This window comes from Pseudoxanthomonas sp. J35 (assembly GCF_000513995.1).
In the GTDB taxonomy this organism is placed as follows: Bacteria; Pseudomonadota; Gammaproteobacteria; order Xanthomonadales; family Xanthomonadaceae; genus Pseudoxanthomonas.
The window spans coordinates 98970-111039 of the sequence record NZ_AZVB01000003.1 but is presented as its reverse complement, the minus strand read 5'-3'; the positions used below and the strand labels follow the sequence as shown (position 1 = coordinate 111039).

Sequence of the window (12070 nt, the reverse complement as noted above, 5' to 3'; positions counted from 1 at the left end):
GCGGCATCAGGCCATGCCGCCGTTGATCCCGATGACCTGGCCGTTGATGTAGCCGGCGGACTCGGAGCACAGGAACGCGACCAGCGCCGCCACTTCCTCCGGCCTGCCGGCGCGCGCGGCCGGCACCATCTGCTTGAGCACCTCCGGCGGGAACTGCCCGCCGGCCATCGCGCCCTCGATCACGCCGGGGGCGATCACATTGACGGTGATGCCGCGGCTGGCCATTTCCCGTGCCAGCGACTTCGACGCGCCGTGCAGCGCGGCCTTGGCCGCGGCGTAGTTGGTCTGGCCGCGGTTGCCGAGCACCGCCGCCACCGAGGACACGCTGACGATGCGGCCCCAGCGCCTGCGCGCCATCGACAGCAGCAGCGGGCGGGTGACGTGGAAGAAGCCGTGCAGCGACACGTCGATGACGCGGTGCCAGCGCGCGTCGTCCATGCCGGCCATCGGCGCGTCGTCGTGGATGCCGGCGTTGTTGACCAGCGCGTCGACCGGGCCGGCGGCCAGCAGCGACTCCATCGCCGCGGCGGTGGCGGCGCCGTCGGCGACGTCGAAGGCGACCGCTTCTGCCCTGCCGCCGGCGGCGCGGATCGCCGCGACCACCGCTTCGGCGCGGGCCAGGTTGCTGTTGGCGTGCACGACCACGTCCATGCCGGCCGCGGCCAGGGCCTGGCAGATCGCGCCGCCGATGTCGCCGCTGCCGCCGGTGACCAGGGCGCGGCGCGGAAGGGTACGGGTCTGGTCCATCGCGCGATTCTGCCAGCGCGCGCGGGCCCTGTGCGTGGCGGCGGGTGCGGCGGCGCGCTACGCCGGGCCGAGCATCGCCGCGGCGCGGCCCTGCGCCAGCAGCCGGCCTTCGTGGAACAGGCGGAACACGTACTGCTGGCTGGCCTCGCCGGCGGCGACCAGTTCGGCCTGGCCCTCGATCGCGCCGGGCAGGTCGTCGATACGTTCGACATGAAGCTGGACCTCGCGCAGCGCGACCAGGACGCCGGCAGCGGCCCTGCCCCCCTGCGCCCGGGCAAGCAGGCCGCCGTGCACGGCCATCGCCTGGGCACCGTACTCGCACAGCGCCACCGCGTGCAGGCGGTCGCGCGCGCGCAGCGGATGCGCCGGATCGACGTGGTTGCGCGCGCGCAGGCGGATGGTGCGCAGGTTCCACTCGACCACTTCGTCCCACAGGCACATCGGCCCCTGGTGCGGGACCAGGGCAAGGATGCCTTCGCGGTCGACCCCGCCTGAGTTCATGGCGCGACCTCCCGTGCCGGCCGCCGCGCGATCAGCAGTGCCAGCACGAAGTTGAACAACACGCCCAGCGCCACCGTGCTGCCGATCGCCCGCAGCACCGGGATCGAGGACAGCGCCAGCAGGCTGAACACCAGCAGCGTGGTCAGGCTGCACACGACCAGGGCATGCAGGGTGCGCAGCTGGTCGGCGCGGTCGTCGCCGGCGTGGTCGAAGAACAGCGCGTAGTCCAGGCCCAGGCCGGCGGCGAGGATCAGCGAGACCAGGTGGAACAGGTTCAGCTCGATCCCGCCCAGCCGCAGCACCGCCAGGATCAGCACCGTGGCCAGCGCCATCGGCGCCAGCACCCGCAGCACCCGGCGCGGCTCGCGCAGCGCCAGCCACACCGTGGCGGCCAGCAGCAGCGCCGCCACCGCCAGCGCGCCGAGCAGGCGCATGCGCCACTGCGCGACCAGCGATTCGGATGCCTGCTTGAGGTCGAGCAGCTGCGCGCCGAGCGGTGCCATCGCCTCCGCCAGCGCTTGCGGATCGTGCAGGCCGGTGAGCGAGACCAGCGCGGTGGCGTGGTCGCCGCCGCGCAGCAGCAGGCCCGATACCGCCAGTTCCAGCGGCGTGCCGGCAAGGTCGTCGATGCCCAGCGGCGCGGCTTCGCGCGCGGCCGCGACATCTTCCACGAACGCCTCGAAGGCGTCCTCGCGGAAGGGCGTGCCGGCCAGCGCCTCGCCCAGCATGGCGCGCAGCTGCGGTTCGTCGGGCAGCGCCTGCTGGCGTGCGCGCTGGGTCGCCGCGGCGGGCAGGTAGCGCGCGGCCAGGTCGTAGCCGTCGAGCACGCCGGCGGCCTGCAACTGGCGCAGTTGCGGCAGCAGCTGTCCGGAGGCGGCCAGCGCGGCGTCGGCATCCGCGCCCTGCACCGCCAGCAGGTAACGCACGTCGGGCGCGCCCAGTTCGGCGCGCAGCTGCGCGTCGCGCTGCAGGTCCGCCGGCGGCACCGGCGTCAGCCGCGACAGGTCGTTCTGCCAGAACGCACCCGGCGCGAACGCCACGATCGCCGCCGCAAGCAGGCCGACCACAGCCAGCGCCAGGCGCGGGCGCGACAGCCGTTCCACCCGCTGCCACAGGTGCGCGAGCAGACGCGAATCGGCCGGATCGCGCCGCGCCGGCGTCACCAGCCGCGGCAGCAGCCAGCGCGTGCAGGCCGCGGCGACCGCGAGGCCGGCAATGGTGAACACGGCCAGCTGGCGCAGGCCTTCGACGCCGGAGAACAGGAAGGTCGCGTAGGCGATGCAGGTGGCGACCACGCCGGTGACCAGGGTCGGCCACAGCGCGCGCACGCTGTCGCGCGGCGACTGGCCCGGACGCAGGTGGCTGAAGAAGTGGATCGGGTAATCCTGGGCCACGCCGATCAGGGTGAAGCCGAAGGCGATGGTGATGCCGTGCACGCCGCCGCCGGACAGCAGGGCCACCGCGCCAAGCCCGGCCAGGCCGCCGCTGGCCAGCGGCAGCGCGCCCAGCCACGGGATGCTCCAGCGCCGGTAGGCCAGGCCCAGCAGCAGGAGCAGGCCCAGCGTGTCGGCGGTGCCGATCCAGCCCATCTCCCGCTCGGTGCGGTCGCGGATCGCGACGGCGAAGGCACCGGGACCGGAGATTTCGAGCTTCACGCCATCGCCGGCGCTGCCGGTGGCATCGAACGCTTCGCGGATCGCGGTGACCGCCTGCTGCTGCCCGGCGCTGTCGAAGCCGGCGGCGCGGGTCTGCACCAGCAGCAGCGCCTGCGCGCCGGCGCGGTCGAACCACACGCCATGGCGGCGTTCGGGTGCGTTGGCCGGCTGCCACTGCCCGGCCAGGCGCAGGGTTTCGAGGGTGGGATCGGATGGCAGCAGCGGCTCGACCAGGTCGGCCGCCGGCGAGCCGAGATCCTGCACGCGCTGCTGCAGTTCGTCGCGGAGGAACGCCGCATCCAGCGGTTGCGTATCCAGGGTCGGCGAGAGCAGGTAGCGGTACGGACGCAGGTGTCCGGGGATCGCGTCCAGGCCCGCGTCGTCGCCATTGGCCACCTGCGCCACGGCCGCCTGCGCAGCCAGCTGCGCGCGCAGCGCCTGCGAGCGCGCGGCCAGCACCTCCGGCTCCGCCCCGGACAGGGCCAGCAACAGCACCCGCGAGCCCGGGCCCTCGCCCAGCTCGTCCATCAGCAGCACCTGTGCCGGCGTGCGCGGCGCGGGCAGGAAGCTGCGCAGGTCCTCCTCCATGCGCAGGTGCCGGCCCAGCGCCCAGGCGGCCAGGGCCAGCAGCGCCAGCCAGGCCAGCAGCAGGGCGGCGCGGCCGAAGCCGCGCGGGGGGGCTGTCCTCACCGCTGGCCGTCCCGGCACAGCGCCGCCAGCTTCGACGCGTCGGCGACGCCGGACGCGGCCGCGGCGGCGCCGGCCATCAGGGTCAGCTGCGGCGGGCCCTTGGCCGGCTGGTTCTCCACGCAGCGCAGTTCCGCGCCGCGACCGTGCAGGTCGATGTGGCGCAGCGCCGCGGCCAGCTTCGGATCGCGCGGCACCAGGCGCAGGGTCCACGCCTCGCGCGCGCCTTCGGCGCTCACCGTGTAGGTCTTCTCCAGCAGCGCGCGGTCGCCGGCCAGCAGCGCGCCGAAACCGGCCTGCACCGCCGCCAGCTCCGGTACCTGCGCCAGGGCGATCCGGCGCGGCGCGCGGCCGTCGCGCTGGACCACCGCCTCGCCGGCGGACAGCGTGGTGGTCTCGCGGTAGGGCGCGTCGACCTGGCGCACCAGGCTGCCGTCGGCCTCGCGCCGGTACTCGCCCTGCAGGCGCAGCGGTTCGCGCAGCATCGGCGAGTCGCGCAGCTCGACGAACGGCGTGCGGCTCGGCGCCGGGCGGGCGACGGCCTGCAGCACCCACCCGGCCTCGACCGCCGGCGTGGCGGCCTCAGCCGCGGCGCACGGCAGCGCCGCCGTCGCGCAGCACAGGCTCGCCAGGCGCAGGCGCGCGGTCGGTCGGCGTTTCATCGGTCTGCTCGCTCCAGAAATCGTAGAAGTTGAACCAGTTCAGCGGTGCCAGCCGCGCGTAGTGCTCCAGCCGCGCCGCATAGGCGGCGACCTGGCGCTGCAGCCACGCCGCCCGCTCGCCGCGCGCCGGCACCCCTTTGACCCGGGGATCGAGGAAGGGTTCGAAGTGCAGGTCGTAGCGGTTGCCGCCGCGGTACAGGCCGAAGCACAACAGCACCGGTGCCTGCAGCACCGCGGCCAGTCGCCACGGGGTCAGCGGCAGGCGCGCCGGCGTGCCCATGAAGGGCACGCCGGCGGTGTCCTCGTGCGGTTGCGCGCGGTCCACCAGCAGCGCCACCAGCGCGCCTTCCTGCAGCGCGTGCTGGATCTCCAGGGCGATCGCCGCGCCGGGCTGGGCGCCGTCGATCACGCCGCGCGCCAGTTCCGGGTCCAGCGAATCGAAGATGCTGGTGAGCACCGGGTTGTGGCCCTTGTCGAGCACGATCCGCACCTGCAGGCCGGGACGGCGCTTCGACAGCACCCGCAGTGCGTCGAAGCTGCCCAGGTGCGAGCCGAACAGCAACGCGCCGCGCCCCTGGTCGAGCAGCGCCTCCAGCGGCGCCAGGCCGTGCACGCGGATATCGAAGCGGTCCAGGCGGCCGCCGAGCAGGAACAGCCGGTCGAGGATGGTCGCGGCGAAGCAGTGGATGTGCCGCGCCCCCGCCAGCAGCCCGGCCGGGCGTCCATGCACGCGCGACAGCCACGCCCGCGAGGCACGCCGCTCCGGCCCGCGCACCAGCAGGAAATAGGCGGTGATCGGGTACAGGCACAGCCGCGCCAGCCGGCGCCCGCCGTAGCGGGCGATGGCCACGATCAGGCCGAGCGAGGCCCGCGTCCCGCCTTCGGGACGCTGCTTCCACGCCGCGGCGGCCGGCTCAGCCATGCGTGGCCTCGCGCACTTCGCCGCGCGCCAGCACGCCGTCCTCGCCGCGGACCTCGAAGCGCCAGCGCGGGGCGACGCCGTCCAGCACCACCTCGGCGACCTGCCCCGGCAACAACGGGCGCAGGAACTTCACCTGGGGCAGGCGCAGCGGCGTGGCCGGCGCGTGCGCGGCCTCGATCGCCTGCAGCACGTGCTCCAGCAGGACCACGCCGGGCACCAGCGGGCGTCCGGGGAAGTGGCCGTCCAGGCAGGGATGGTCGGGCGGGATCGAAAAGCGCATCGGCCAAGGATAGTCGGCGCGGGCAAGCCGGTGGCAGGGCGCGGCCGGCGCGGTTCAGCGCAGCAGGTCGCGCCAGAAGCGCGGGCCCAGCGCGGCCATGCGCCGGGCGAAATCCAGCCCGTTGCGGTAGGGCCGCTGCGGGAAGCGGCGCTTGCGGTACTGGAACTCGGCCAGCATGAAGCCGCCGACCAGGCCGTAGTTGAGCAGGTTGGCGAACCAGGACCAGGCGTGGTGCGGTACCGCGATCCACGGCTCCCGGCCCAGCGCGTACAGCACTCCTCCGGGCACCGCGCACAGGGCCAGGGCGGCGTTGGCCAGGGTCAGCGCCAGCAGCAGCAGCGCCCAGCCCAGGGTCAGCCGGCGCGCGTAGGCCGGCAGGCCTTCGGGCAGCGACCAGCCCGACTGCGCGTACAGCGCCGAGACGATCCGGGTCACCAGCGGCGTGCGCCCGGACAGCAGGCTGCGCCCGAACAGCCACGCCAGCCAGCCGGTGAACAGCACCGGCGGCGCCAACAGCAGCAGGTCCAGCCAGATCGTTCCGGCCAGGCCGGCGAGCAGGGCCAGCGACGCGGCCAGCAGGCCCAGCGCCCACCAGCGCCGGTGCAGCAACGGCAGCACCAGCATCAGCAGGACCAGGTCGGCAAGCGCCAGCGCCGGCCACATGCCGCCGCGGGTACCGGCCAGGTGGGCCAGGAAAGGATAGGCCACACCCAGCAGCAGCTGGACCGGAAGGGCCAGCGCGGCGGCGGGGTCGCGGCCATCCGCGCCGCCGGCGACCATCACGTCAGTGGGCGCGGTGCGCCTGGACATGGGCCGCCAGCGCGCGCAGCGAGGCGAAGATGCGTTTGTTGTCGTCGCCGTCGGCCCGCAGCTGCACGCCGTAGCGCTTGCCGACGGCTAGCGACAGCTCCAGCGCGTCGATCGAATCCAGGCCCAGGCCATCGTTGAACAGCGGCGCCTCCGGGTCGATCGCCTGCGGGTCCACGCCCTCCAGGTTGAGGCTCTCCACCAGGAGCTGGGCCAGTTCGCGTTCGGCTTCGGTCTGCGGCATGGGTCCGGTATTCCGGGTTCTGCAAGGGCGGCCACGATCCGGCATCGGGCGCCGCCGCGCAAGCCCGGCAAGGCCGCGTGAACCGTCCCCCGGGGGCCCGCGTTATCATCCGGCGTCCTCCAGCACCCCGCAGGGCCGCCCTCCGCATGACCCTTCCCGCGCCGCCGAACACCCCGTCCGCGCCCCCGGCGCGCACGGAGCCGGCGACCGGCACCGGAGGGACGGCGATCGCGACCGACGTGCTGGTGATCGGCGGTGGCCCGGCCGGCACCACCGCTGCGACCTTCCTGGCCCGCCGCGGCTGGAAGGTCACCCTGCTCGAAAAGGACGTCCACCCGCGCTTCCACATTGGCGAGTCGCTGCTGCCGATGAATCTGCCGATCCTCGAGCGCCTGGGCGTGCTGGAGCAGGTGCGCGCGATCGGCGTGTACAAGCCCGGGGCCGACTTCCCGATGCGCGGGGACGCCGACAGCGTCAACGTGTTCCGCTTCGACCGCGCGCTCAATCCGCGCTTCGGCCACGCCTTCCAGGTCAAGCGCGCCGAGTTCGACAGCCTGCTGTTCGACAACGCGCTGGCCAGCGGCGTGGATGCGCGCCAGCAGGTGAAGGTCGAGCAGGTCGCGTTCGGCGCCGGCGGCCGCCCGGCCGTGGTGCACGCGCGCCAGGCCGACGGCACCACGCTGGCCTTCCGCCCGCGCTACCTGGTCGACGCCAGTGGCCGCGACACCTTCCTCGGCAGCAGGCTCAAGCTGAAGAAGAAGAACCCCCGGCACCAGTCGGCGGCGATCTTCAGCCACTTCCGCGGCGTCACCCGCCGCGAGGGCGAGGCTGCCGGCAACATCACCGTCGAGCGCTTCGCCCACGGCTGGATGTGGCTGATCCCGCTCACCGGCGACGTGATGAGCGTCGGCGCGGTGTGTTTCCCCGAATACCTGAAGACCCGCAAGGGCGACAACGAATCGTTCCTGATGCAGACCCTGCGTGACACTCCATCGGTCTGGGCGCGCATGGCCAACGCCGAGCGCGTCGCCCCGGTGCACGCCACCGGCAACTACTCCTACACCTGCAGCCGCATGCACGGGCCGGGCTGGGTGATGGCCGGCGACGCCTTCGCCTTCATCGATCCGGTGTTTTCCTCCGGCGTCTACCTGGGCATGAACAGCGGCGAGCAGGCCGCGTCCACGGTCGACGCGATCCTGCGCGATCCGGCGCGCGAAGCCGCCGAGCAGCGCGCGATGGACCGCCGCCTGCGCCGCGGCCTGCGCCACTTCTCCTGGTTCATCTACCGCTTCACCACCCCGGTGATGGAACGGCTGTTCGCCGAGCCCCGCAACCACCTGCAGCTGGAGCAGGCGGTGATCTCGATGCTGGCCGGGGACGTGTTCGACAACGTCGCCGTGCGCTGGCGGCTGCAGGTGTTCCGCATCGTCTACGCGCTGACCGCGATCAGCATGGCGCCGCAGGCGCTGGCCGGCTGGCTGCGCCGGCGCCGCCAGGTGTCGCAGCGCTTCAGCGGCGACACCCTGCAGGGAGGCAATCCGTGAGCCGCCCCCTGCCCTTGGCCGAGCTGGCCGCGCCACGGCTGCAGGTGTCCTACGCGCCCGCCGACACTCTGCCGCAGCAGCTGGCCGACCCGCAGGTCCTGGCCGTACTCGGTTTCGGCACCGATGCACCGGTGCTGGACGATCCACGCTGGCTGCGGGTCCCGCTGGAACCCCTGCAGGGCCCACCGTGCATCGAGGTCTGGCGCGCCGCCGCGCCGGTCAGCCACGGCCGCGACGACGGCGTGGCCTGGGCCACCGACGACCGCCTGCTGTTCGGTGCGCTGGAAGTGGACGAGGGCGAGGAAGGCATCGAGGCCGCGACCGCGCGCGCCTATTCGCGGCTGGTCGCCTTCGTCGGCGCCAGCCAGATGCCGCGCATGCTGCGCATCTGGAACTACCTGGACGCCATCACCCTCGGCGACGGCGACGAAGAGCGCTATCGCCGCTTCTGCGTCGGCCGCGTCGCCGGCATGGGCGGCATGGACACGTCGAGCCTGCCGGCCGCCACCGCGATCGGCCGCTGCGACGGCCAGCGCCGCCTGCAGGTGTACTGGCTGGCCGCGCGCGAGCCAGGGACGCCGCTGGAGAACCCGCGCCAGGTCAGCGCCTACCGCTACCCGCGCCAGTACGGCCCGCAGCCGCCGAGCTTCGCCCGCGCGATGCTGCCCCCGGCCGACGGAGCAATGCCGCTGCTGCTGTCCGGCACCGCCGCCATCGTCGGCCACGCCTCGCAGCACTGCGGCTCGGTGTCCGCCCAGCTGGACGAGACGCTGGCCAATATCGACAGCCTGGTCGAGGCCGCGCGCCGCCTGCAGCCCTCGCTGCCAGCCACGCTCGGCAGCGGCAGCGCGCTGAAGGTCTACGTGCGCGAACCCGGCGACGCCGCCACCGTGGCCGCGCAGCTGGACGCCCGCCTGGGTCCGTCGGTGCCGCGGCTGCTGCTGCACGCCCATGTCTGCCGCCGCGAGCTGCTGATCGAGATCGACGGCGTGCACGGCGCGACGGCGACGGCGAAGGCCTGAGCACGCCCGGCGCTTGCGCCGGGCGCTCGCGCGTCCGGGATACTGCCCCGCGCTGCATTCGCCCCGGCCCCGCGGCCGGCGCCACTCCATCGCCGTACGAACCGGAAGGGTGACGATGAACCTGCTGCGCCTGGCGTTCCTGTCCTGCCTGACCTTCGCGTCCGCCACGGTGGCGGCCACGCCTGCCACGAAGCCCGCCACCGATGCACGCCCCGACGCCGGCGTGGCCCGCATCGATCCGGCGCGCCTGGACGCGTCGCTGCGTCGCTTCGTCGACGCCGGCGAGATCGTCGGCGCCTCCGCCCTGGTCTGGCACGACGGCCGCGAAGCGTACTTCGGCGCCTTCGGCATGGCCGACCGCGAGGCCGGCAAGCCGATGGCGCGCGACACCATCGTGCGCATCTTCTCGATGACCAAACCGGTCACCGGGGTGGCGCTGATGCAGCTGTACGAACAGGGCAGGTTCCAGCTCGACGACCCGGTCTCCCGCTACCTGCCCGAGTTCGCCAGGGTTCGCGTCTACGCCGGCACCGACGCGCAGGGACGGCCACTGCTGGTGGCGCCGGAGCGTCCCATCACCATCCGCGACCTGATGCGCCACACCGCCGGCTTCGTCGGCGGCAACGACGCCCCGGGCCCGGTCGGCGCGATGTACCGCAAGGCCGATCCGGAGAACTTCGACAACACCCTCGCCGAGGAAGTGCGCCGCATCGCCAGCGTGCCGCTGCTCTACCAGCCCGGCACGCGCTGGCTGTATTCGCCGGCGGTGGACGTGCAGGCGCGCCTGGTCGAAGTGTTCTCCGGCCAGCCGTTCGACGCCTACCTGCAGGCCCACGTGTTCGAACCGCTGGGGATGAAGGACACCCGCTACGTCGTGCGCGCCGCCGACCGCGACCGCTTCGCCGCGCTGTACCTGCGCAGCGACGACGGCGTGTCGACGGTGCGGCTGATGGCCACCGACGCCTTGCCGCGCGCAGTCGGCCCGCACGACCGCTCCTGGCTGCCGAGCAAGGGCCAGGTCGGCTTCGGCATCGACTTCGCCGTGCGCATCGCCCCGCCGGCGGACGCCGGGGAGGCCTCCGGCGAAGTCGGCGAATTCTTCTGGGACGGCGCCGCCAACACCCTGTTCTGGGTCGACCCCGTCAACGACCTCGCCGCCGTCCTGTTCGCCCAGTGGCTGCCCTTCGGCAAGGTCCCCCTGCACAAGGCCTTCCGCGACGCGGTCTACCACGACGACACCAGCGCCGCCGCACCGCGTGACTGATCCATCGGGGGAAGCCCCGCACCCCCGTAGAGTCGGGCCTGCCCGACTCCCACGCCCGGTGTCCCAGTGGCCCTGGAAGCAGTCCGCACAAGCACGTCGCAGCGAGCCGTCCCAGCCCGGACAAGGCCGCAGGCCGCATCCGGGGCCACCTCTGGCCATCGCAGATGGCGACGCATGCCGGACCACGGCCCCGGGTGCGCTTCGCTTACCCGGGCTACGGAGCTGACCCTCGCAGGCGGGAGAAGCAACGGGGCGAGCCCCGCTCTACGCGAAGGCGCTGTGCCCCCTCTCCTCCCTCGGTAGGAGAGGGGGAGAAGAGAACGGAGCCACGACCCCAAAGCGCCCGAAGACGCGGTAGCGCGGGGGTGTGCAAAAGGCTGATGGCTGGACGATGCGGTTAGAAGGCCGGCGCGTGGCGACGCGCCAGGCGTGGCCAGCGCCCGAGTTCATTCCCGGCGCGGCGCAAGCGGCACATCGATGTGCCGCGCTCAGGACGCGGAACCGCGCGATGCGCCATACCCCCGCGCTGCCGCGGCTCCGTCCGAAGCCGACGCCCCAAGCCGTTGCCGTTGCCGTTGCTGTTGCTGTTGCTGTCGTTGGCCCGCCCCCCAACAGAGCACAGCAAGAACGCCTCAGCGCTTCTCCGCCTTGCAGTCGCCGCCCTTGCGCTTCAGCGGATTCCAGCGCGAACCCTCCTCGCACGGCGGCACCGCCTGTGCCGCCTGGCGTTGCGCCGCCGCCTGCGCCTGCATCTCGCGCGCCTGAACCAGCCTCCGCGCCTGCGCCTTCTCCAGCGCCGCACGGATCTGCGGCAGCGCCGCCAGCGCCGCCTTCTCGCCTTCCAGGATCGCCTGGTTGCGCCGGGTGAAATCCGCCGAACCGTAGTCCAGCACGTTCGGCCGGATCACCACGTCCGCGCGTCCCAGCTCCTGCTCGCCCAGGCGCTGGCCCATGATCGCGATCGACTGGTTGACGATGCCCAGCATCCCGTCCGGACGCTTGCCCGTCGCCTTGCTGGAGATGTCGACCGCGATCACCACGTCCGCCCCGAGCTGGCGCGCCGCGTCCACCGGCACCGGGCTGACCACCCCGCCGTCCACGTACTGGTACTGGCCGATGGTCACCGGCTCGAACACCCCCGGCACGCTGCTGGACGCGCGCACCGCCTGTCCGGTGTTGCCGCGCACGAACACCGTGCGCTCGCCCGTCTCCAGGCGCGTGGCCACCGCCGCGAACGGCTTGCGCAGCCGCTCGATCGGGCGCTTGCCGACCTGCGCGTTGACGTAGTCCTGCAGCGCCACGCCCTGCACCAGCCCGCCGCCGAACAGGCGCACGTCGCGGATGCTGGCCTCGTCCAGCGCTACCGCCTTCTCCTGCAGCTGGAACGGATCCATGCCGCTGGCGTAGAGCGCGCCGACCACGCTGCCGGCACTGGTGCCGGCGACCACGTCCGGCTTGAGCCCGTTGGCCTCCAGCATCTTGATCACGCCGATATGGGCGAAGCCCTTGGCCGCGCCACCGCCCAAGGCCAGGCCGATGCGCGGCGGCGGCACCACCGGATCGGGCGCCGGCGGCACGACCACCTGCGGCGGCGCCTCCGGCCTGGTGCCCCCGCACGCGGCGAGCAGCAGCAGGGCCAGCACGGGGAACCAGCGACGGGGCACGGATCGGGACAGCGGGGAACGGCGCACGGGCAGGATCACGGAAGGGCCGCGGCATGCGGCGCCGTGGATTC

Annotated in this window: 12 protein-coding genes; 3 read left to right on the top strand and 9 right to left on the bottom strand. The window is 73.6% G+C overall.

Annotated features, from left to right (window positions below; genetic code table 11):
* Window positions 1–6: 6 nt before the first annotated feature.
* The 8 genes from fabG to PSEJ35_RS0103530 are packed head-to-tail and all read right to left on the bottom strand — an operon-like array spanning window position 7 to window position 6505.
* Entirely contained in the window at window positions 7–747 is a 741-nt protein-coding gene (gene fabG / locus PSEJ35_RS0103565) for a 3-oxoacyl-ACP reductase FabG (RefSeq protein WP_028916601.1), read from the bottom strand.
* A gap of 57 nt (window positions 748–804) precedes the next feature.
* Window positions 805–1248: a phosphotransferase gene (locus PSEJ35_RS0103560; RefSeq protein ID WP_028916600.1), complete on the bottom strand. Its 444-nt coding sequence runs from the start codon at window positions 1246–1248 to the stop codon at window positions 805–807.
* Window positions 1245–3593 carry an MMPL family transporter gene (locus PSEJ35_RS0103555; protein ID WP_028916599.1) on the bottom strand — a complete coding sequence of 783 codons (2349 nt, stop codon included), beginning with the start codon at window positions 3591–3593 and terminating at the stop codon, window positions 1245–1247. The genes PSEJ35_RS0103560 and PSEJ35_RS0103555 overlap by 4 nt, the downstream gene beginning before the upstream one ends.
* Complete coding sequence (locus PSEJ35_RS0103550; protein ID WP_051412463.1) at window positions 3590–4252, bottom strand: LolA-related protein; 663 nt, start codon at window positions 4250–4252, stop codon at window positions 3590–3592. Before PSEJ35_RS0103550 ends, PSEJ35_RS0103555 begins: the two co-directional genes overlap by 4 nt.
* On the bottom strand, window positions 4173–5174 hold the full coding sequence (locus PSEJ35_RS15255; protein WP_037082267.1) for an acyltransferase: 1002 nt from the start codon (window positions 5172–5174) through the stop codon (window positions 4173–4175). Before PSEJ35_RS15255 ends, PSEJ35_RS0103550 begins: the two co-directional genes overlap by 80 nt.
* Complete coding sequence (locus PSEJ35_RS0103540; protein WP_028916597.1) at window positions 5167–5454, bottom strand: dehydratase; 288 nt, start codon at window positions 5452–5454, stop codon at window positions 5167–5169. Before PSEJ35_RS0103540 ends, PSEJ35_RS15255 begins: the two co-directional genes overlap by 8 nt.
* A gap of 54 nt (window positions 5455–5508) precedes the next feature.
* The gene (locus PSEJ35_RS0103535) at window positions 5509–6234 is read right to left on the bottom strand and encodes a hypothetical protein (protein ID WP_051412462.1); all 726 of its coding nucleotides are present in this window, start codon (window positions 6232–6234) and stop codon (window positions 5509–5511) included.
* Window positions 6235–6238: 4 nt separating this feature from the next.
* Complete coding sequence (locus tag PSEJ35_RS0103530; RefSeq protein WP_028916595.1) at window positions 6239–6505, bottom strand: phosphopantetheine-binding protein; 267 nt, start codon at window positions 6503–6505, stop codon at window positions 6239–6241.
* 146 nt (window positions 6506–6651) lie between these two features.
* On the opposite strand from PSEJ35_RS0103530, the gene PSEJ35_RS0103525 reads away from it, so the two are divergent.
* The 3 genes from PSEJ35_RS0103525 to PSEJ35_RS0103515 all read left to right on the top strand — a co-directional run bounded on the left by PSEJ35_RS0103525 (window position 6652) and on the right by PSEJ35_RS0103515 (window position 10335).
* On the top strand, window positions 6652–8049 hold the full coding sequence (locus PSEJ35_RS0103525; RefSeq protein ID WP_156924719.1) for an NAD(P)/FAD-dependent oxidoreductase: 1398 nt from the start codon (window positions 6652–6654) through the stop codon (window positions 8047–8049).
* Between the two features lie 23 nt (window positions 8050–8072).
* Window positions 8073–9071 carry a pteridine-dependent deoxygenase gene (locus PSEJ35_RS0103520; protein WP_232207574.1) on the top strand — a complete coding sequence of 333 codons (999 nt, stop codon included), beginning with the start codon at window positions 8073–8075 and terminating at the stop codon, window positions 9069–9071.
* Between the two features lie 115 nt (window positions 9072–9186).
* Window positions 9187–10335 carry a serine hydrolase domain-containing protein gene (locus PSEJ35_RS0103515; RefSeq protein WP_028916592.1) on the top strand — a complete coding sequence of 383 codons (1149 nt, stop codon included), beginning with the start codon at window positions 9187–9189 and terminating at the stop codon, window positions 10333–10335.
* 632 nt (window positions 10336–10967) lie between these two features.
* Here PSEJ35_RS0103515 and PSEJ35_RS0103510 read toward each other — a convergent pair.
* Entirely contained in the window at window positions 10968–11999 is a 1032-nt protein-coding gene (locus tag PSEJ35_RS0103510) for a patatin-like phospholipase family protein (RefSeq protein WP_028916591.1), read from the bottom strand.
* Window positions 12000–12070 lie beyond the last annotated feature (71 nt).

Excerpts from the sequence above, each read along its gene's own strand:
- PSEJ35_RS0103540 (WP_028916597.1), bottom strand. The coding sequence starts at position 5,454 with ATGCGCTTTTCGATCCCGCCCGACCATCCCTGCCTGGACGGCCACTTC.
- PSEJ35_RS0103515 (WP_028916592.1), top strand. The coding sequence starts at position 9,187 with ATGAACCTGCTGCGCCTGGCGTTCCTGTCCTGCCTGACCTTCGCGTCC.
- PSEJ35_RS0103535 (WP_051412462.1), bottom strand. The coding sequence starts at position 6,234 with ATGGTCGCCGGCGGCGCGGATGGCCGCGACCCCGCCGCCGCGCTGGCC.
- PSEJ35_RS0103550 (WP_051412463.1), bottom strand. The coding sequence starts at position 4,252 with ATGAAACGCCGACCGACCGCGCGCCTGCGCCTGGCGAGCCTGTGCTGC.
- PSEJ35_RS15255 (WP_037082267.1), bottom strand. The coding sequence starts at position 5,174 with ATGGCTGAGCCGGCCGCCGCGGCGTGGAAGCAGCGTCCCGAAGGCGGG.
- PSEJ35_RS0103530 (WP_028916595.1), bottom strand. The coding sequence starts at position 6,505 with ATGCCGCAGACCGAAGCCGAACGCGAACTGGCCCAGCTCCTGGTGGAG.
- PSEJ35_RS0103560 (WP_028916600.1), bottom strand. The coding sequence starts at position 1,248 with ATGAACTCAGGCGGGGTCGACCGCGAAGGCATCCTTGCCCTGGTCCCG.
- fabG (WP_028916601.1), bottom strand. The coding sequence starts at position 747 with ATGGACCAGACCCGTACCCTTCCGCGCCGCGCCCTGGTCACCGGCGGC.
- PSEJ35_RS0103525 (WP_156924719.1), top strand. The coding sequence starts at position 6,652 with ATGACCCTTCCCGCGCCGCCGAACACCCCGTCCGCGCCCCCGGCGCGC.